Here is an 18,792-nt window from a genome sequence, read left to right on the forward strand (position 1 = left end):
GAAAATTATCCGAATTTTTTCAATCTGTTTTTTAGTATTTGTAATCATATTTTGCATTATTATCATCCAAGTCATACCTTTACGTTATTATTCATGATCACGTGAAAAATATATTTATTTTCCTCGTAACTGCTATTTTTTTTTCTTTATCATCAATATTTTTTGCACAAATCCCCGGATTGGTAAATTATGGCGAAGAGGAAGGACTGAATAGCTCATATACCTACACATTAAGCCAGGACCTCAACGGTTTCATCTGGATAGGAAGCGATAATGGGCTATTTCGCTTTGATGGAAAAGAGTTTAAACAGTACAATAAAAAAAACGGATTAAAAAACATTGAAGTATTATCCTGTCATCAGCTATCGAATGGGGAAATTTTCATTTTATCTTTTCTGAATGATTTTGCGTATCTGAAAAACGGCAGAATTATCAATTCAGATTCGAATAAAGAGCTCAACAAAATGCATTTTGACCATAATCCCAGTATCTATGTCCAGAAAGATGCACTATATGCCCACGCTATCACCGATCCTAAGAATATTTATATTTACAGGAACGGAAAGGTGAGCACCATCCCTCTCTTCATCAACGGTTCCGGAACACCCAGCTCTTATAATGCCCTTTCTTTTGATCTATCCGGTCATTTGCTTTACTTGTCAGATAAAACAGGAAAAAAAAATATTGAAGCGTATAATATCCTCACAAAAAAGAAAACAAGCTGTAATATTTCAGTAGACAAGAATACTGCATTATACTGGAAAGATGATTTTTGTATTTTTAAAAGCAAAGGAAAAATAGAGATTTACAAACTCTACAATAAGGTTAATTTTAAAAAGATTCAGACCTATTTCACCCATGAGAATATCCAGCATATCCTCATCGATAAAAATTATGGAATTTGGTTGTGTCTGGAAAATGGCGGCGTATTGCATTTTAAAGAAAAGCTAGTGGATCACAGGAAGCTTTCTGACCCTGTCAAGTTTCTGGATAAATATGTTATCAACAGTATTCTCGTGGATAATGATAACAACATCTGGTTTTCCACTAAAAATAATGGAATTTATTTTATTACAGAAAAGTTCCTTACAAGCTATATGCATCTGCCCATAAAAAACAATTCGGCTTATATCACAGCCCTGGCACAAAACGGCGGTGACATTATTTTAGGGTATAATGAAGCCAAAAGTGGCATATACCGTTCCCATAAAATAAAGGATATTGTTTTTGAAGAAAACAGGAAAATAGAGCATAAGGCTATAGTTTCAGAGGGAAATACCATTATTTTCGGGTTGAGCAGAAGCCTCATCCAATATAATACGGCGACTCAAAAAAAGCAGACTTTAAATACAAAGGATTACAATCCAAAGAATGTGTTACCCTACACGAAAGGCTCTGTTTTAATATGCTCAAGCGACGGACTGACAGCCTACAACTACAATACTCTTACTTATTCTCGGATACTGCAGCACGAAAGGATTTATACGGCTCTGCTCTATGATATGGACAGCCTGTTTGTAGGAAGTTTTAAAGACCTCTATAAAATGAATACCCGGACAAAGAAGAAAAGACTTTTTCTGGAAGGCTATTATTTTACAGATATAAAAAAACTAAGCCACAACAGATATATAGGAGCCACCAATTTAAATGGCATTATCCTCTTCAGCAACAGTAAAATTCTAAAAAAGATAACCCAAAGCAGTGGGCTTTTGACCAGCCAGATCAAAAAAATAGAAGTGGAAAATGAAAATGTTTTCTGGGCAAGTACCAATTCCGGACTCAGCAGGATAGAGATCCTGGGTTCCCGTTTAAGGATCAATAATTTCACACAGATCGACGGCTTGCCTTCCAATGTGGTGGCGGGATGTATTATAAAGGGGGATACCCTCTTTGCCGGAACCTCAAAAGGGTTAGGAATACTTTCGGTCAGGAATTTATTATCGCAACAAAAATTCATCCATAAAAAGGTGATCATCAATTCTATTACCATTGGGAACCAGGATTTTTTTGATGTGACACAGAAACTTACAGGGGAACACCCCAACAATAACATCATATTTAATTTGAGTTTCCCGGATTATGCCTCCCAAGGAAAAATAAGCTATAAATATAAAATTGAAGGACTGAATAATAACTGGGAGACCAGCAATTCTCCCAGGATTATATTAAACTCTCTCCCACCCGGAACCTATACTTTTAGAGTTTTTGGATTGGGTTATAACGGAAAACAGTCCTTTGCTTCTTCGGATGTTAATTTTGAAATCAAACCCAAGTTCTGGCAGACCTTGTGGTTTAAGTTTCTGATGATTGTTTTGGGAGCTACTGCATTGTTTATACTTATCACATTATATTTTCAGAAAAAAAGAAATAAAAAACTGGAAAATCTCTATTACGAAAAGAAGATTGCAGAACTCGAACTGCAGGCGATAAAGGCACAGATCAATCCCCATTTCATCTACAACTGCCTCAACTCTATACAGTTTTTGCTGTATAAAAAAGATTACGCAGAAACAGAGAATTATTTGGATGTTTTCTCACAAATGATCAGAAAAACACTTCATTATTCTGAAAAGACATTCATGCCTATACACGAAGAAGCAGAATACCTGTCTCTGTATCTGAACATGGAGAAACTTCGTTTAAAAGAACAATTTGATTATTCAATACATATATCCGAAACCGTAGATGAAAACTGGACTATTCCTTCCCTGCTGATACAGCCTTTTGTGGAAAATGCTATAAAACATGGCATTTCAAAACTAACAGACCGAAAGGGAAAAATAGATATCCGGTTTGGGTATAACGGCACATCACTTTGTATAACCATTGAGGATAACGGAAATGGAATAAGCAGCAAAGATCAGACAATCATAAAATCAGGCTCCTTTGGAGTAAAATTATCGCAAAAGAGAATTGAAACATTTAAGCAACTTTTTGAGACTAATATCATTTTAGTCATTAAAAATCTTTCCGAACAAGGACAGGAGCAAGAACAAGGAACACAAATTAAACTTTATATTACACCCCATGAAAAATAAAATACAAGCCTGCATCATTGATGACGAACAAGACGGAAGAGATTATATTGCCCTCCTGCTGGAAAACGAATTTCCGGAAATCGAGACCGTATTTCAGGCGTCAAGTATAGAGGAAGCTTATATTTACCTTTCCAAAAATTCACCGGACATTCTTTTTTTGGATATCCAGCTGAAAGATGGTACAGCCTTCGACCTGCTGTCAAAATTCAAATCAATAGATTCCCAGATTATCTTCATTACGGCATTTGAAAATTTTGCGATACAGGCCATTAAAAACGGTGCTGCCGATTATCTTTTGAAGCCCATCAAGAAAATAGACTTTATCATAGCCGTTAACAAGACATTAGAGAATATCAGAAAAAATAAAATAATCCCTACAGCTTCTTCGAAGAAAAATAAAATCAGCCTTCCCACGCTGCAAGGTTTTAAATTAACGGATATCAATGACATCATACGTTGCGAAGCAGATTCAAGCTATACCACATTTTACCTCACAGACAAAACAAAAATTATTGTATCCAAAACCCTTCACGAATTTGAAGAATTCCTGGGAGAGTATAATTTTTTCAGGATCCATCATAAACACCTCATTAATCTTTCCCATCTTAAAGAATATATCAAAGGAAAAGGAGGTCAGGTAATCATGACTGACAGCTCTGTATTGGATGTTTCTGTCCGTAAAAAAATTGACTTTTTATCGAAAATAGAGCATATGGAGTAAAAACAGATCTGCTTTATTACATTATTTCCCAGAATGCCATTCAAAGGATTCTTCAACACTTCTCAGGAAAACACATCACTTATCAAGTGGCATTACGGTGTCCTTTTAGGCACGTGATACCCAATCTGATATCAATTCAGTATTTTACAACATCCTTATTTAATCCAACAGACACTCAAAACAGAGTATCTGTATTATTCTATTAAGGGCATCCCACTCTATTTTTCATTTAATCCATCTTTATATACACTTATTGAAAAACCAATTACACTTACGAAGTGAAGATTGATTTTCATTAAAAATAGATCTAATCTTGTTGCATACAATAACACCTCATCATCAATGAGGTACGACGGGTAAAAACAAAAATGAAACTCAAAGAAATTAAAAATACGCTGAAAATTACTCCATGGCGGGAAGATAGGGGTAAAAACCAAATTTCAATATCATGAAACTAGAAAGTTTACAATCAGAAAAATTTAAAAAATTAGGCAGTCAGGCAATGAATGAAATTAAAGGAGGTCTTGTCGAAAGAACCGGATCCGGCTCTCTTATTGGAACACCGGGAGGAGGCATACGAACTGCCAGCTCTGATACGTTAACCTGGGATGACAACGGTGGAGGCTTACAACATGTAAGTTTTGTAGATGCAAAAACAGGCTTGGAAGTCTCCTATTTTATGTAATGATCATTCTCATTTTAAAAGGATATCAATATAGGATAACAGCTCAACCTAAAAATATACTATACGCTGAACAATAATCTCAAGGCGAAAAGACAAAGATCATTAAAATTTAAAATAAAATGAAACTAGAAAAATTAAAATCAGAAAAATTCAGAGCATTAGATAATGACCTGATGGGTAAAATCAGAGGAGGTCAAAATGTAGGTACCAACGCCGGTGCGTTTATGAACGGCGGCGTTCCTGATATTTCTACGCACGATATCAATGTTTACAACGACAGAGGGGTACTCCTCACTCAAATATTCTATGCTACCGATGGTAGTAAACATGTTATATCTGTATAAAAAATACGCTGAACAACTACTTCATGGCGGAAAGACAGAAGTATCATCAAAATCAAAAAAATATCATGAAAAAATTAGAAAGTTTAAAGTCTTTGAAATTCAAAGAAATGAGTGCAAGCCAAATGAACACATTCAAAGGAGGTGTTGTCCAAGCTACGAACAATAAAGCATATAGCCAAGATGGTGGTAAGACCTGGATACACTGCGCCGACCGGTACGACACCGTTCTTAAATGTACAGAATACCTTATTAATGGTGTATGGTATTAGCAATGAACAGATAGAATAGTGTTAATATTCAAGTTATTGCGGGATGCGATACGTATCCCGCATTTTAATTATAGATGATTGTCATAGAAGTAAATAAATAGATGATGTACCTGATCCAAAGCAATAAAAATGACCGATCCACAAATGATGTACTGGACTGGATTTTTTTTATGGAAAATAAAAAAAAGATCTGTCGCATCAATAATGAGACAGACATTCAAGGTATTAGTTTTAAAATATCTAATACAGAAGGCTTTTCAGTGGGGCTATCTACCGACCAGGGGAATATCAACAGCAAGGATATTAAAAAATTCTGGTATAGACGAGGAAACTTTAAAAGCAATAAGGGATTTACATTATCCATGCAGGACACTAAGCTGAAAGAAATGATCTTCCGGATTCAGGATAATTTTCAAAGAGAAAATGAAAGAATGATTGACAATATCTATTCAGCTTTCGAAAAAGGAGGAAGAATAAATAGATTTCAGGAGAATATCACCAATAAGGTACATAACCTCAGTATGGCCCACAAGGCAGGATTAAAAATACCGGAAACATTAGTGACCAACAATATCAATGAGTTATTAAGCTTCTCTGCCAGATATGATTCAATTATTACAAAAGATATTGAATTTAATTCATTTCAGTTCACATATGAAGAAGGTTCGGAGGTGTATATTCATCAACCTGTTCTCAAACTTTCCAGAAGTGACATTAAAAGTCAAAGCATAAAAAACAATGGAAAAGAGTTTAGCCATTTTTCCATGTACCAGGAGTATACTGAAAAGAAGTATGAACTCCGCATCTTTTATCTGAAGCCTAAGTTTTATACTATGGCAATTTTCTCACAAGCCAACGAAAAAACAAAAACTGATTTCAGAAACTATGACAACGAAAGGCCTAACCGATGTGTTCCCTATCAATTACCCAAAGAAATAGAGGTAAAATTAACCTCATTCATGCAAAGTATTGATATGAATTCCGGTTCTATTGATATGATTTTTACTCCTGAAAAAGAATATGTCTTTCTGGAAGTAAATCCTATAGGGCAGTTTCAATGGTTATCTAAATGCTGTAATTATGATATTGAACGACAGATTGCTTTTGATCTATTAAAAGAAGAAATATGAAAGAAGAACAAGAAAAAATAAAAGAAAAAATACAAAATTGGATGGCAGAAAACAAAAGCCAACTGTCTTTAAATTCAGACACCTGGAATATAGATGTATTTGAAAATAAAAAAAACACTGAATTCCAGAAATCTCTAAAGCTGGGTAAGTACAATGCAGAACTGACAGAATCTGATCCTTTTTACAAACCTTATTCTAAAATGCATATACTATAATTATGGACCAACTGCTGCTTTTATACAGTCACTGTATCATCGTAAAAGGAGCTTCCCGCTCGGTAATCTGCGATCTTCAGAGAAGGAAAATTTACCCTGTGCCTCATTCCCTGATATCATTATTTACAGAGGAGAGGTATATTAATGTCCCTGAAATCCTGATACAGCTCGATGATGATGAAAAAGAAATATTTCATGAGTACCTGGAGTTCATAGAAGAACACGAATTTGCATTCTACTGTTCTTCTGAAGAAATAGAATTATTCCCCAGGATGTCTGAAGAGTGGCTGTTTCCGGCTCATATCTCTCACTGTATTCTGGACGCAGAGCAGGAACTTTCTTATTTCAATACAACATTCCTTGAACAACTGGAAGCACTCTGCTGTAACTTCATCCAGTTCAGATTTTTTAAGGAAGCATCCTGGAATGAATTAGAAAGAATAATGAGTATTATAGCCCCTTCACAAGTAAAATCCGTGGAGATCATGCTTCCCTATAAAAATGAGCATCTTTTTTATCAAAGCATTGAATCATTTGTCAAGAAGCATAAAAAAATAAGCAGCCTCACTATAACCGGAACCGATGTAACAAAAGTATATAAGGAAGGTAATTATGGAATTGGTTATATACTGCAGACCGACAAGATTATTGACAGTGAAATTCATTGTGGCATTATCGATAGCAGTTTATTCTCCATCAATATTGCAACCTTTACCGAATCTTTAGCTTTCAACACTTGTCTAAACCGGAAAATTAGTATCGATACAAAGGGGTATATTAAAAACTGTCCCAGCATGAAAAAAAGTTTTGGTCATATAAAGGATACTGCTTTAGCAGATGCTGTAGCCCAACCGGATTTTAAAAAATACTGGACTCTCGGTAAAGACAGCATCTTAAAGTGTAAAGACTGCGAATTCCGTCATGTATGTACCGATTGCCGGGCCTATCTGGATGAACCTGCCAATATATACTCAGCGCCTCTGAAATGTGGGTATGATCCTTATACCAATACCTGGGAAGAATGGAGCAGTAACCCTTTAAAAGAAAAGGCAGTACATTATTATCAGATGCAAGAAATGACACCCAATATATGATACAAAATAAATTCCTATCTGGTTTCCAGCTTACCGATTACATTTTTCAGCATGACAGGAACAATCAGCCTGTGAAAAGGACGGACCGGTAAAAAATACAAGACGCCCAGCCAGTTATGAAATTTTACAGTAGTAGAAATGGTCAGTGATTTCTCAGTATTATCATCCCGGGTTTTATCAAACAGCAGGGAAACCCTAAAGTCAAGATGTTTATCATCCTCGCCCAGTATAATTTCATTCTCTGTTTTTTCAAATACGGTAAAGATTCCCATACGCTCTCCTACTTCACATTGAAAGTGATCGTCAGTCTGAGCTTTTTCAGATTCTACTCCGGTTTTTAGTCCAAATAAACCTACTACTTTATTCCTGAAGGCAAACATTTTCTTTCCCCACTTCGGGCCACTGATAAAAAAAGCTTTTCCAACTTCTGAGATGTCAATATTTGAGTGGCTGCTCATCAGCTCCCCGGCAAAGCTGTCAACATAATCAAAATCCTTTTTGTCTTTAGCTAACACTGATTTTTGTGGAAACTCAATCTTCTTAATCTTCATTTTCATGGATTTAAATAGGGTATTGGTCTAACAAATGTAGGCATCTTCCATCAAAACAAAAAGAGAAAAAACATCTTTTTAAACAAATGCTTATTTAATTTTTCTCCACCAATCTTCCTCGACAGTACATTGAATTTTTATGGAATCAGGTTTTCTTCCTTCAACTCAAATCAATTATGAGTTTTTCTTTAGATTTGGAGAGAATTCTTGATTTAATTTCCGATAACCTCGAACTGTTTTAAATATTTCATTAAATTCGATACAGCAAAAATCGCTTTTATGATACAACTTCCTCTATCAAAACTTTCCAATGTGGGAACTACCATTTTCAGCCAGATGACTCAGCTGGCCAATGAAAATGAAGCCATCAATCTCTCTCAGGGATTTCCTGATTTCATGCCTGATATGGAACTCTTAAACCATGTAGACCATTTCATAAAAAAGGGGTTCAACCAGTATGCTCCATTGGGAGGAATGATTGGATTAAAGGAGGAAATTGCCAGAAAAATTGAAAACAGCCATCAGGCAACTTATCATCCCGATACAGAAATAACCATTACTGCAGGAGGTACTCAGGCTATTTTCACAGCTATTGCCGCTTTTATTAAAAAAGAAGATGAGGTCATTATTTTTGAACCTGCATATGATTGTTATGAACCTACAGTGGAGCTGTTCGGAGGTATCGTAAAACGCTTTGAGATGAAAGCTCCAGACTATGAGATCAACTGGAATGCTGTACAGAATCTGATCAGCGAAAAAACCAAAATGATCATTCTTAACAATCCTAATAATCCTTCCGGGAAAATCCTGAAAGAAAATGATATTCAAGAACTTATTAAAATCGTAAAGGGTACTTCAATTCTTATTTTAAGCGATGAAGTGTATGAAAATATTGTTTTTGACGGAAAACAGCATTTAAGCATCTGCCAGTATCCTGAACTTAAGGAAAGAAGCCTTCTGGTAGCCTCATTTGGAAAACTTTTCCATGTTACAGGCTGGAAAGTAGGCTATTGTGCAGCTCCCAAAAACCTAACCGATGAGTTCCGAAAAGTTCATCAGTTTAATGTTTTCTGTGTCAACACTCCTATTCAGCTTGCCCTGGCAGAATACATGAAAAATGATGAACATTATACTCATCTTAATCAGTTCTTTCAGGAAAAGAGAGATTTTCTGAGAAAAGGCCTTTCCGGGACTTCTTTTGAATTACTGGATTGTGAAGGAACTTACTTTCAGGCTGTCAAATACAATAAGATCTCTGATAAAAATGATTTTGACTTCGCAACTCAGCTAACCGTTGAACATAAAGTTGCAAGCGTTCCTTTTTCTTCCTTTTACAAAAACAAGGTCAATGAAAATGTTATCAGATTATGTTTTGCCAAGAAGCAGGAAACACTGGAAAAGGCTATTGAAAATCTTTCAAAAGTGTAAGTATTCTTTCCTGATACATTATATTTACCATACTTCGAACCGGCTGGCTACAGTCGGTTCTTTTATTTTTTCAATCTCTTTCATAACGCTAAAAACAATGATTAGAAGTGAATAATCATCTACTTTTATCCACACAATGTGATATATTTCAATTATTTTATATATCTTAGTGAAAATCAAACAAATAAACACCCTATGAAAGCGAAAATCTTAACAAAAGGAAAAAAACTGAACAAAAAAGAATTGAAAACGATTGCCGGAGGTATGCTGGACTGTATGCCAGCTCAGGTTATCTGCAGTCCGAATCTTGAACCGTGTGAATCTCATGTTGATGAGAATGGCTGTTCGATGATTTCCCCTTTTTGCGGACAAAAAATATGCAGACCACAATAATATCCGACTCACTCATTTAAAATCAAAACCATGAAAAATCAAAAATTAGACAAAGGAAAAAAGTTAAATAAAAAAGAATTGAAAATGATCACTGGAGGGCTTGTAAGATGTATCATTTCCGGTACACGTTGCCAATACTACGGACCGGGTTGCAAAGAACCCCAGTGTCAGCCCCCTACTCCCGTTGATCCCATCGAAATCATTGGTCCTATCTTACCCATAAACTAGATTCAACAGATACATAAAAAAAGAACCAGCCCTATCAGGTTGGTTCTTTTTTCTATATCGTTTCAGACTGCTTATAAAAACATTCCTCCTGAGGCTTCAATTCTTTGCCCATTAATCCATCCTGCATCTTCGGTACATAAAAAGGCCACTACTCCACCAATATCGTCAGGAAGCCCCACTCTTCCTAAGGCTGTAGCACCTGCAACTACGGCGTTTATATCTTTATTATCCCTTACTCTTCCTCCTCCAAAATCAGTTTCTATAGCTCCCGGCGCTACTACATTAGCCTTTATTTTTCTGGTTCCCAATTCCTTAGCCATATACTTTGTAAGCATTTCCACGCCTGCTTTTATAGAACCGTAAACAGATGATCCCGGTGTAGCAAATCTGGCCAACCCTGAAGAAATATTTACAATTCCCCCGCCATCATTGATAAACGGTAACAGTTTTTGGGTTAAGAAAAACACACCCTTGAAATGAATATCCACGATATCATCCAACTGCTCTTCGGTAACTTCGGTAATAGGTGAATATAAAGCTGTCCCTGCATTATTGATCAGGTAATCGATATTCGAACTTCCGGTATTTTGCTGTAAATGATCCGTAACCGCCTTCACAAATCCGTCAAAGCTCTTTATATCTTTTGTATCCAGCTGAAAAGCCGCCGCCTTTCTTCCCAAAGCTTTAATTTCCTCTACTACAGCTTCCGCTTCTTCTTTATTGCTTCTATAGGTAATAATAACGTCCAATCCTTTTTGAGCAATTTTAAGTGCAGAATTCTTACCCAAGCCTCGGCTTCCTCCGGTTACCAATGCAATATTTGTTTTTGTGTCCATTTTATTTTGATTATTTTGATGTTACAAAGTTGAGGTATTTTCGTCTTGAACTATTTGCTTGAATCAATCTGAAATTTGCAAAATTCAAATCATGAACGAAATTCCAGTGGGGCAAAAGTTGTTTTCCTTTTAAAAAAGTTTGAAAAGTGAGCAATTTCTTCAAAACCCAAAGCATAAGAAATCTCAGAAACATTCCATTGAGTCTGTTTTAAAAGGATTTTAGCTTCCTGGATAATGCGGTCCGCAATACATTCGGTAGTCGTTTTCCCCGTGCTTTCTTTCAGCTTTTTATTTAAATAATTGACATGAACAGCCAGTCTGTCTGCATAGTCTTTTGCCGTCTTTAACTGCAATCTCTGTTCTGTAGATTCAATGGGGAACTGTCTTTCCAGTAATTCTATAAATAAAGAAACCACCCTCATGGAAGCATCGTTTGATGTTGAAATATTGGATGCGGGCTGTAGCTTTTGTCCATAATGAATCAGTTCCAGTACATAATTTCTAATCAGGTCATATTTGTAGATATAATCTGAAGCAATCTCTTTTTTTATTTTTTTAAAAAGAATTTCAATTTCTTCAGCCATCTCATCATCAATCTCAAAGACAGGTACTCCTCCGGGCTGAAAGATCGGAAGGTCTTCCAGACTGTTATAGGATTTATCTTTTATGAAAAAGTCTTCGGTAAACACACAAAAACTTCCTGACTGTTCGGGAGATTCCGGAACCCAGTGATAAGGAACTTTAGGGGTTGCAAACAATAAAGCATTCTGCTGTATGGAAATAACTTTATCGGCATATTCAGCTCTGTTTCTGCCTCTGATAAAGCTTATTTTATAATACTTCCTTCTATTGTAAGGCATTTCTGACGTGGTCTTTATCCTTTCAATAGTTTGGGCAATATCAAAAACATTAAAATGTCCGATGTCTTTATGAAGTCCTTTTGGGAAAATACTTTCAAGGTCTTTCCCCAGCTTGGCCGCCATTTCTCTATAAAAATCTTCCAGTGAAGTATGAGCTATCTTTTCCATAGCAGATGATTTGTAAAATTCAAATATACAAAGTTATGGAAACCTTTGAGTTAAAAACACTAAGAAGACCGGAAATAATTTCAGTACTATGACAAACTACTCGCTGAGATTCCAAACTCTTTCTTGAATGCAAAAGAAAAATGGGAAAGATCTTCAAAGCCTAAATCAATATAAATATCTGTTGGTCTCTGCTTTTTCTCTTTAATCAGAAATAATGCTTCCTGCAGCCTTCTTTTAATTAACCATCGGTTAGGGGTCTCGTTGAAGATTTTTTTAAAGTCTCTCTTAAAAGCTGATAAACTGCGTCCTGTAAGAAATGCAAAACGTTCCAAATTGACATTGAACTTATAATTTTTTTGCATAAACTCCTCAAGATCCAGCCGCCCCGGAGTTCCAAAATCAAATAGTATATCTGATAATTCGGGTTGCAGCTGCAATAAAATGAGCAGCAGCTCTTGTCTTTTCACATCTGAAAATGCTTTGCTGACAGCCCCGGAATCTGTGTAATAAGGCTCCAAAGACAGCAGAAAGCTGTTAATCAGTTTATCTTTTTTTATGGGAATAAATGCATCTTTTGATTGATAATTCTGAAAAGATAAATGATAGGTTCTGTAAAAATCTTTTAAAAATAATTCATCAAAAATGAAAATTACTTTTTCAAATTCATTATTGTCCCGCTGTTTATTGTATCGTGCCAGGCGGTTTTTCCGAACAATACAGCTATCTCCAGGTTTAAGCGTATAATGTTTGCTGCCATCATAGCCATTCATACTTCCTTTTGCCAGAAATAAAAAGAAATGTTCAGCGATAAACTGTTCCGGTGAGATGACGGGCCCTACAAAACAGGATTTTATTTCAGTGATCTTCATGATGTATTATTTTACGGATTTCCACCATTGCTTAAAAGTTTGTGCAGGGTCATCCAATCTTATCATTTCACCAATCATGGGTGTAGCCAGACGGTAGTTTTTGGATTGGGATAACGCTGAAATACGCTCCAGGGGTTCATCCCAGGAATGTTTTGCCAGAGTAAATTTTGAATGGTGTACCGGCAGCATATTTTTAGCTTTTAATTCAGTTGTTGCCTGAGCTACTTCTTCAGGTAATTCATGCACTGACTGCCATGCTTTATTATATTGGCCACATTCCATTATAGCCCAATCAATGGAAGGATATTTTTCGGATATCTTTTTAAAGCGTGTGCTATAACCGCCATCGCCACTGTAATATATATTCATCGAAGGCGACTGAATAAAAAAAGACAGCCAAAGCGCTTGTGAACTTGTAAAACCTCTCCCTCCATCATGATGAGTACTCTCAGTATAGATCGTAAAACCAGGTTTTACCTCCTGTTTATCCCCCCAGTCTTTTTCAATGATCTGCCGTCCCGTATACCCCCATTTTTGATAATGGGATCCGGCACCTAAGCCACAGATTACATATTTTACTTTAGGCTGTAATGCCTTTACCGTTTCATAATCCAGGTGATCATAATGATCATGTGAAAGCAACATATAATCAATCTCAGGCATATCTTCTGCAGTATAAATATCACTGCCTTTATATGCCTTCACTCCCCAGGGTAAAGGTGATGCTTTGCCACTGAAAACAGGATCCACCAGAATTTTCACCCCATCCAGCTGCAAAAAGAAAGAGGAATGGCCAAACCAAACAATTACATTTCTATCAGCAGGAATTGTTTTCAGATTGGTTTTCACCGAAGGAAGACTATCTTTGGGAGCTGTCCTGGGATAATCTTTTGTCAGAGACTCCCACAATTCTCCTACAAGACTGTATCCTTCTGCTATGGTAGGTTTTTCTTCTAAGTTCCTAAACTTCCCATCTCTATAATGCGGTGATTTTTTGATCCTCTCTAATCTCACCCCTTCGGGCAATGCTCCAAACTGGGGTTGCTTCATATAAAAATAAACAACAGCGACAGCAATCAGAATCAGGCACAATAATACAGTTATTACTCTTTTCAATATGTCCATCATTTTTTTCATAAGGCAGATGCTTTAATATCTTTTACTTCCAAAACAGTCTTATTATATCCTCTGGAAGTACAATGAATCATTGCCAACCCCACTTCCTCCATTCTACAGATCCAATTGGGAATACATAAATACCAAACAGGAGACAATGCATCAAAAATACGGTAAATAAACCGTACATTTTTTTGCCCTTTCATCGGTTTCATGAATCCTGGACGAAAATTATATACCGCTTTAAAAGGGAGCTTTAATAGAGCATTTTCAGTTCGTCCTTTTACCCTTGCCCACATCACTTTTCCCTGCTCTGTGCTGTCGGTACGGTTTCCAGAGACATAGATAAACGTCATCGCCGGGTTAGTTTGAGATAATATTTCGGCAAATGAAATTACAAAATCATAGGTCTTTTTTGTAAAGCTTTCTTCGGTTTCCCCTACAGAGCTTACACCGGCACAAAAAAAGCAGGCATCATATCTGCTAAGTTGAGGTCCCTTATTTTTGATCTCTGAAAAATCATTTACAATCAGTTCTTTAAGTTTATTGTGCTGTCGGCCTGATGGCTTTCTGCTGATGGTTAAGACCTCTGTAATCTCCGGATTTTCCAGACAAACCATTAAAACACCTTCCCCTACTAATCCAGTAGCCCCTGTAATAATAATTTTCATTTTAAATCTGGTTAAATCTGATTAAACTTTCTGCTGTTGCTAATATAGCTTCTTCAGCACTTCTTGGTTTCCATCCTAATAAGGTTTTTGCCTTTTCACTGCTTGCCCTCTTTACCAGCCCCAAATGAGGAACAATCATTTTAATTTTCGGATTAAAAACAGCAAGCAACCTGATCACCCAGTTAGGTAATTCTTTTGTTGGAGTTTTATCTGCAACCTTTCCTAAATTTTTTCTTAGAACCTGGGCCACTTCCAGCATTGAAAGAGCTTCTCCTCCTACCGCAATAAAACGTTGCCCATTAGCCTCAGCCATTGTCAATGCTTTATAATGCAAATCAGCTACATCCCGGACATCTACATATCCTGTAATTAGCTTAGGGCAGCCCCGCATTTCACCATTTAACATTTGTCTGATAATTTGAATAGAATGGGCATAATCCTCAGATAGTACGGGACCCATAACCGTCGTTGGATTTACCACGGATAACTCCATACCATTACCCTCATTTTTTATAAAGTCCCAGGCCGCCTTTTCTGAAATGGTTTTGGAACGCTGATAAGGAAATACCGTATCATTAATTATTGTCCAGTCTTCTTCTGTATAGGGTGTATTTTTTATTGTCCCATAGCTTACAGCACCAAAAGCAGAGGTTAATACCACTCTTTTCACGCCTGCTTTCTTTGCAGCACGCATGACAAAGAGCAATCCGTTTTTGGCAGGAGTTACAAAATCATCTTCTGTTTCTGCATCGGTATGAGGGGTGGGTGACGCAGTATGAATAACATATTGGCAACCTTCAGCAGCCCTTTCCCAGCTTTTCTCATCCAGTAAATCTGCTTCTGCAAAAGACAGGTCTTCAAAGCTATGGATACCTCCTTCCTGCAACATCTTTTTTACCAGTTCAGACTTTTTAAGTGAGCGAAGTGTAGCCTTTACTTTATACCCATTATTGAGCAAGGTAATCATACAATAGCAGGCTATAAAACCCGAACCTCCTGTTACCAAAACTGTTTCTTTATTTTTCATCTTTGAAATATTAATAAAGCAAATTTCTACAATAAAAGGGGAAATCAATTTGCTGAAAAGTCCATTTTCCTTTGTTGAAAAGTTCAGCAAGCTGGTATATTCAACAAGGGCCTAATTATTAATATTTCAGTATATCGTGAAAATAATTATTTATTTTTCTACAAAAAGTGATTTACGCTCATTTATTTTTATTACATTCGTGAAAACTAAGTCATTAAAAATCAGACCCATGAAAAAACAAATTTTACAAACCGGAAAAAAACTAAACAAAAAAGAGTTGAAAATGATTACAGGTGGTATGCTTGACTGTATGCAGCCTGTCTTATGTACTGAGTGGCCATGTGAAACCTATCCACCTGGTGATCCCCGAAACTGTACCACGATTTCTGTAGGCTGCGCTCAAAAAGTATGCAGACCACAACTCATAGAATAAAAAGCTGCCAAAATTTTTTACTATAGAAAACTTAAGCCTGCTTACGCTATACAAAGTGGGCAACTTAAAATAACTAAAAAAGTTTTAAAAGACTTTGATATAACCGTTTTGTTTTGTGAAGTTTATACAACTTCTAAGAATAAATTCACTCAATCCAATTAAAATTAAATGCTATGAAAAACAAGAACCTAGACAATGGCAAAAAATTAAATAAAAAAGAGCTAAGAGCTATTACCGGCGGATTAAGACAGTGTATTGATCCGATGACAGGTATGTGCAGAACAGTAGGAGTTGGCTGTGCAGAGCCACAATGCAGATATGTACCGGATCCTCTTTTACCATAATATAAATACTATTTAAAAAAATATACATAACAACTAACCTATAAAATCAAGACAATGAAAAATCAAACATTAAACAACGGAAAAAAATTAAATAAAAAAGAACTAAGAATTATTACCGGAGGAAAAGAAATGTGCTTACTTGCAAACCTACAGTGTAAGAGATACTCTCTAAGCTGTGCAGAGCCACAGTGCCAGCCGGGACCTATAGAACTTGAATAATATAATGATAATGAAACGTTTCCCATATGGAAGCGTTTTTTTATCAGTGAGAAAGAAATTCAAACCATATCCATGTTTATATTTCCGGTATCGCAAAAAACGCTCCCAAATTCATGGAAGCGTTTTTTTATTACAAACTAACTTTAATATTTTTCTCTTATACGTTGAATCTAAAGTGCATGATGTCACCATCCTGAACGATATATTCTTTACCTTCTACAGAAAGTTTTCCGGCTTCTTTGATCTTTACTTCAGAACCATAAGTCAAATAATCTTCATACTTGATTACTTCAGCACGGATAAATCCTTTTTCAAAGTCTGTATGGATTACTCCTGCTGCCTGAGGAGCTGTCCATCCTTGTCCGATAGTCCATGCTCTTACTTCTTTTACCCCAGCTGTGAAATACGTTTGAAGTTTTAATAAGTCATAAGCCTTTCTGATCAAACGATTTACTCCCGGTTCTGTAAGGCCTAATTCTTCAAGGAAGATCTCTCTTTCTTCGAAAGTTTCCAATTCGTTGATATCAGCTTCAATCTGAGCGGCTAAAACCACAACTTCAGCACCTTCATTTTTAGCCATTTCTTCAATCTTACCAATCCAGTCGTTTCCATTTTTAATTGAATTTTCATCAACATTACAAACGTACAATACGGGTTTGTTGGTTAGAAGCTGCACTTCTGAGATCACTGATTTTGCGAAATCATCCATTGCAAATTCTCTTGCATTTTTACCGTCTTCAAGGAATTTCTGAAGATTTTGAAGCGTTTCATACGTCAATAAATCTTCTTTCTTTCCGGATTTGATGAATTTTTTAGCTTTCTCCACTGCTTTCCCTACTGTTTCAAGGTCTTTCAGCTGCAATTCGATATCAATAATTTCTTTATCTCTTAACGGATCTACAGAACCTTCAACATGAATAATGTTTCCGTTATCAAAACATCTTAGAACGTGGATGATGGCTTCACACTCACGGATATTGGCCAGGAACTGGTTTCCCAATCCTTCTCCTTTGCTGGCTCCTTTTACAAGACCTGCAATATCAACGATTTCAACTACAGCTGGTAAAACTCTCTCAGGCTTTACGATTTTCTCCAGTTCAAACAATCTTTGATCCGGTACAGAAACCGTTCCAAGGTTCGGCTCAATAGTACAGAAAGGATAGTTTGCTGATTGAGCTTTTGCATTGCTCAGACAGTTAAAAAGAGTTGATTTACCTACATTCGGCAGGCCTACGATTCCACATTTCATATTGTAAAATTCAAAGTTTAAGGTTCAATTGTAATTCAAGATTCCTCCAACTTTTACTATTGAATGATGGACCTTGAATTATGAGTGTGCAAAGATAGTGATTTTAAAGGGAGATTCATAATAAAAAAATCTGCCGGTATTCTGGCAGATTTTCAACTCATTTTATTTTAATAATCAGGCTTTAGGGATTGTCTCCCGTGGCATTCTGTGCCAGTGGCACATCATTCGGAGCTTCCTGTAATGTTTTATCTAAAGTAAATAAAGATTCGTCGGTTGCTCTGTCCCCACCTGCAATTTTCAATTTATCAATTAAGTTATGAGCCAATGTTTCTTCTTCAATCTGTTCCTGTACAAACCACTGCATAAAGTTCCATGTTGCCCAGTCCTTTTCATCCATTGAAAGGTCTACAATTTTGTAGATGGCCGTTGTATTATCCACTTCATGTTTAAAGACTCCATCAAAACATGCGGTAAGTGTTTTCGGGTCTGCCGGAGGAGCAGGAATGGCATTTACTTTCGGCTTGCCCCCTCTGTTGAGAATATATTCCATGAATTTGATTGAATGATTTCGTTCTTCCTGAGCATGTCTGTAAAGAAAATTGGCAATCCCCTGATATCCTTTGTCATCAGCCCAAATTCCATAAGATAAAAAAACGTGTGATGCATGAATTTCCTTATTCATTTGTTCACTAAGTGCTTTTTCCATGTTTGCGGAAAGTCTGTTCGTATTCATAATGTTATATTTTGGTGATTATGAGATTCATAATGCAAAAATGATTCCGACAATACTTTAAATTTTAACACACAAATTTAAAATCAATTTATATTTAACTGATTTTCATTGATTTAAATTAATAATTTATAGTAATTCTAAAATAAAACCCGGTTCTACAATGAACCGGGT

General features: G+C 36.1%; 22 protein-coding genes. 13 read left to right on the forward strand and 9 right to left on the reverse strand.

Translation table 11 applies throughout. The features are described from left to right. The first annotated feature begins 179 nt into the window (after positions 1-179). The 8 genes from B8967_RS20155 (at position 180) to gwsS (ending at position 7,496) form a co-directional block, all read left to right on the forward strand. Positions 180-3,038: a sensor histidine kinase gene (locus B8967_RS20155; RefSeq protein ID WP_143330563.1), complete on the forward strand. Its 2,859-nt coding sequence runs from the start codon at positions 180-182 to the stop codon at positions 3,036-3,038. Then, positions 3,028-3,759: a LytR/AlgR family response regulator transcription factor gene (locus B8967_RS20160; RefSeq protein WP_084087543.1), complete on the forward strand. Its 732-nt coding sequence runs from the start codon at positions 3,028-3,030 to the stop codon at positions 3,757-3,759. The genes B8967_RS20155 and B8967_RS20160 overlap by 11 nt, the downstream gene beginning before the upstream one ends. Positions 3,760-4,207: 448 nt before the next feature. Further along, positions 4,208-4,444: a hypothetical protein gene (locus B8967_RS20165; protein WP_047485788.1), complete on the forward strand. Its 237-nt coding sequence runs from the start codon at positions 4,208-4,210 to the stop codon at positions 4,442-4,444. Between the two features lie 119 nt (positions 4,445-4,563). Further along, positions 4,564-4,788: a hypothetical protein gene (locus tag B8967_RS20170; protein ID WP_047485790.1), complete on the forward strand. Its 225-nt coding sequence runs from the start codon at positions 4,564-4,566 to the stop codon at positions 4,786-4,788. Positions 4,789-4,895: 107 nt separating this feature from the next. Then, complete coding sequence (locus tag B8967_RS22600; protein WP_179140093.1) at positions 4,896-5,057, forward strand: hypothetical protein; 162 nt, start codon at positions 4,896-4,898, stop codon at positions 5,055-5,057. Between the two features lie 101 nt (positions 5,058-5,158). Beyond that, complete coding sequence (gene gwsG / locus B8967_RS20180) at positions 5,159-6,187, forward strand: grasp-with-spasm system ATP-grasp peptide maturase (protein ID WP_084087547.1); 1,029 nt, start codon at positions 5,159-5,161, stop codon at positions 6,185-6,187. Further along, positions 6,184-6,402 (forward strand): hypothetical protein, encoded by a 219-nt coding sequence (locus tag B8967_RS20185; RefSeq protein WP_084087549.1) that lies wholly within the window; start codon positions 6,184-6,186, stop codon positions 6,400-6,402. The genes gwsG and B8967_RS20185 overlap by 4 nt, the downstream gene beginning before the upstream one ends. Positions 6,403-6,404: 2 nt before the next feature. Next, positions 6,405-7,496 (forward strand): grasp-with-spasm system SPASM domain peptide maturase, encoded by a 1,092-nt coding sequence (gene gwsS, locus B8967_RS20190; RefSeq protein ID WP_084087551.1) that lies wholly within the window; start codon positions 6,405-6,407, stop codon positions 7,494-7,496. A 14-nt stretch (positions 7,497-7,510) separates the two neighbouring features. Here gwsS and B8967_RS20195 read toward each other — a convergent pair whose 3' ends face one another. Beyond that, entirely contained in the window at positions 7,511-8,047 is a 537-nt protein-coding gene (locus B8967_RS20195; RefSeq protein WP_084087754.1) for a DUF2867 domain-containing protein, read from the reverse strand. A 279-nt stretch (positions 8,048-8,326) separates the two neighbouring features. Between B8967_RS20195 and B8967_RS20200 the strand changes: the two genes are divergently transcribed. Both B8967_RS20200 and B8967_RS20205 read left to right on the forward strand, forming a co-directional pair. Next, positions 8,327-9,475 carry a methionine aminotransferase gene (locus tag B8967_RS20200; RefSeq protein ID WP_084087553.1) on the forward strand — a complete coding sequence of 383 codons (1,149 nt, stop codon included), beginning with the start codon at positions 8,327-8,329 and terminating at the stop codon, positions 9,473-9,475. A 195-nt stretch (positions 9,476-9,670) separates the two neighbouring features. Further along, positions 9,671-9,868 (forward strand): bacteriocin, encoded by a 198-nt coding sequence (locus tag B8967_RS20205; protein WP_047485801.1) that lies wholly within the window; start codon positions 9,671-9,673, stop codon positions 9,866-9,868. 299 nt (positions 9,869-10,167) lie between these two features. Here B8967_RS20205 and B8967_RS20215 read toward each other — a convergent pair whose 3' ends face one another. The 6 genes from B8967_RS20215 to B8967_RS20240 form a co-directional block, all read right to left on the reverse strand. After that, on the reverse strand, positions 10,168-10,932 hold the full coding sequence (locus B8967_RS20215; protein ID WP_047485804.1) for an SDR family NAD(P)-dependent oxidoreductase: 765 nt from the start codon (positions 10,930-10,932) through the stop codon (positions 10,168-10,170). Positions 10,933-11,021: 89 nt separating this feature from the next. Continuing rightward, positions 11,022-11,960 carry a helix-turn-helix domain-containing protein gene (locus B8967_RS20220; RefSeq protein ID WP_047485806.1) on the reverse strand — a complete coding sequence of 313 codons (939 nt, stop codon included), beginning with the start codon at positions 11,958-11,960 and terminating at the stop codon, positions 11,022-11,024. A gap of 86 nt (positions 11,961-12,046) precedes the next feature. Beyond that, positions 12,047-12,829 carry a helix-turn-helix domain-containing protein gene (locus B8967_RS20225; protein WP_084087557.1) on the reverse strand — a complete coding sequence of 261 codons (783 nt, stop codon included), beginning with the start codon at positions 12,827-12,829 and terminating at the stop codon, positions 12,047-12,049. A gap of 6 nt (positions 12,830-12,835) precedes the next feature. Continuing rightward, complete coding sequence (locus B8967_RS20230) at positions 12,836-13,957, reverse strand: MBL fold metallo-hydrolase (RefSeq protein WP_228406269.1); 1,122 nt, start codon at positions 13,955-13,957, stop codon at positions 12,836-12,838. A 5-nt stretch (positions 13,958-13,962) separates the two neighbouring features. Beyond that, on the reverse strand, positions 13,963-14,616 hold the full coding sequence (locus B8967_RS20235; protein WP_047485810.1) for an NAD-dependent epimerase/dehydratase family protein: 654 nt from the start codon (positions 14,614-14,616) through the stop codon (positions 13,963-13,965). A gap of 1 nt (position 14,617) precedes the next feature. Continuing rightward, positions 14,618-15,643 carry an SDR family oxidoreductase gene (locus B8967_RS20240; RefSeq protein ID WP_084087560.1) on the reverse strand — a complete coding sequence of 342 codons (1,026 nt, stop codon included), beginning with the start codon at positions 15,641-15,643 and terminating at the stop codon, positions 14,618-14,620. A gap of 229 nt (positions 15,644-15,872) precedes the next feature. Here B8967_RS20240 and B8967_RS20245 point away from each other — a divergent pair, with 229 nt between their 5' ends. The 3 genes from B8967_RS20245 (at position 15,873) to B8967_RS22605 (ending at position 16,639) form a co-directional block, all read left to right on the forward strand. Further along, positions 15,873-16,076, forward strand: coding sequence for a hypothetical protein (locus B8967_RS20245; protein ID WP_084087562.1), 204 nt, complete (start codon positions 15,873-15,875; stop codon positions 16,074-16,076). 173 nt (positions 16,077-16,249) lie between these two features. After that, positions 16,250-16,420 (forward strand): bacteriocin, encoded by a 171-nt coding sequence (locus B8967_RS22355; protein WP_143330564.1) that lies wholly within the window; start codon positions 16,250-16,252, stop codon positions 16,418-16,420. A gap of 54 nt (positions 16,421-16,474) precedes the next feature. Then, positions 16,475-16,639 carry a hypothetical protein gene (locus tag B8967_RS22605; RefSeq protein ID WP_167449386.1) on the forward strand — a complete coding sequence of 55 codons (165 nt, stop codon included), beginning with the start codon at positions 16,475-16,477 and terminating at the stop codon, positions 16,637-16,639. 157 nt (positions 16,640-16,796) lie between these two features. On the opposite strand, the gene ychF is transcribed toward B8967_RS22605, so the two are convergent. Together ychF and B8967_RS20255 are read right to left on the reverse strand one after the other, a co-directional pair. Beyond that, positions 16,797-17,888 (reverse strand): redox-regulated ATPase YchF, encoded by a 1,092-nt coding sequence (gene ychF / locus B8967_RS20250; protein ID WP_047485815.1) that lies wholly within the window; start codon positions 17,886-17,888, stop codon positions 16,797-16,799. 181 nt (positions 17,889-18,069) lie between these two features. Then, complete coding sequence (locus B8967_RS20255; RefSeq protein ID WP_084087564.1) at positions 18,070-18,621, reverse strand: ferritin; 552 nt, start codon at positions 18,619-18,621, stop codon at positions 18,070-18,072. Positions 18,622-18,792 lie beyond the last annotated feature (171 nt).

The sequence above is a fragment of the Chryseobacterium sp. YR221 genome (assembly GCF_900176315.1).
Classification (GTDB): domain Bacteria; phylum Bacteroidota; class Bacteroidia; order Flavobacteriales; family Weeksellaceae; genus Chryseobacterium; species Chryseobacterium rhizosphaerae.

Bases quoted from the DNA above. Each gene is read 5' to 3' on its own strand.
- B8967_RS20160 (WP_084087543.1), top strand. From the start codon at position 3,028: ATGAAAAATAAAATACAAGCCTGCATCATTGATGACGAACAAGACGGA.
- B8967_RS20165 (WP_047485788.1), top strand. From the start codon at position 4,208: ATGAAACTAGAAAGTTTACAATCAGAAAAATTTAAAAAATTAGGCAGT.
- B8967_RS20170 (WP_047485790.1), top strand. From the start codon at position 4,564: ATGAAACTAGAAAAATTAAAATCAGAAAAATTCAGAGCATTAGATAAT.
- B8967_RS22600 (WP_179140093.1), top strand. From the start codon at position 4,896: ATGAGTGCAAGCCAAATGAACACATTCAAAGGAGGTGTTGTCCAAGCT.
- gwsG (WP_084087547.1), top strand. From the start codon at position 5,159: ATGATGTACCTGATCCAAAGCAATAAAAATGACCGATCCACAAATGAT.
- B8967_RS20185 (WP_084087549.1), top strand. From the start codon at position 6,184: ATGAAAGAAGAACAAGAAAAAATAAAAGAAAAAATACAAAATTGGATG.
- gwsS (WP_084087551.1), top strand. From the start codon at position 6,405: ATGGACCAACTGCTGCTTTTATACAGTCACTGTATCATCGTAAAAGGA.
- B8967_RS20195 (WP_084087754.1), bottom strand. From the start codon at position 8,047: ATGAAGATTAAGAAGATTGAGTTTCCACAAAAATCAGTGTTAGCTAAA.
- B8967_RS20200 (WP_084087553.1), top strand. From the start codon at position 8,327: ATGATACAACTTCCTCTATCAAAACTTTCCAATGTGGGAACTACCATT.
- B8967_RS20205 (WP_047485801.1), top strand. From the start codon at position 9,671: ATGAAAGCGAAAATCTTAACAAAAGGAAAAAAACTGAACAAAAAAGAA.
- B8967_RS20215 (WP_047485804.1), bottom strand. From the start codon at position 10,932: ATGGACACAAAAACAAATATTGCATTGGTAACCGGAGGAAGCCGAGGC.
- B8967_RS20220 (WP_047485806.1), bottom strand. From the start codon at position 11,960: ATGGAAAAGATAGCTCATACTTCACTGGAAGATTTTTATAGAGAAATG.
- B8967_RS20225 (WP_084087557.1), bottom strand. From the start codon at position 12,829: ATGAAGATCACTGAAATAAAATCCTGTTTTGTAGGGCCCGTCATCTCA.
- B8967_RS20230 (WP_228406269.1), bottom strand. From the start codon at position 13,957: ATGATGGACATATTGAAAAGAGTAATAACTGTATTATTGTGCCTGATT.
- B8967_RS20235 (WP_047485810.1), bottom strand. From the start codon at position 14,616: ATGAAAATTATTATTACAGGGGCTACTGGATTAGTAGGGGAAGGTGTT.
- B8967_RS20240 (WP_084087560.1), bottom strand. From the start codon at position 15,643: ATGAAAAATAAAGAAACAGTTTTGGTAACAGGAGGTTCGGGTTTTATA.
- B8967_RS20245 (WP_084087562.1), top strand. From the start codon at position 15,873: ATGAAAAAACAAATTTTACAAACCGGAAAAAAACTAAACAAAAAAGAG.
- B8967_RS22355 (WP_143330564.1), top strand. From the start codon at position 16,250: ATGAAAAACAAGAACCTAGACAATGGCAAAAAATTAAATAAAAAAGAG.
- B8967_RS22605 (WP_167449386.1), top strand. From the start codon at position 16,475: ATGAAAAATCAAACATTAAACAACGGAAAAAAATTAAATAAAAAAGAA.
- ychF (WP_047485815.1), bottom strand. From the start codon at position 17,888: ATGAAATGTGGAATCGTAGGCCTGCCGAATGTAGGTAAATCAACTCTT.
- B8967_RS20255 (WP_084087564.1), bottom strand. From the start codon at position 18,621: ATGAATACGAACAGACTTTCCGCAAACATGGAAAAAGCACTTAGTGAA.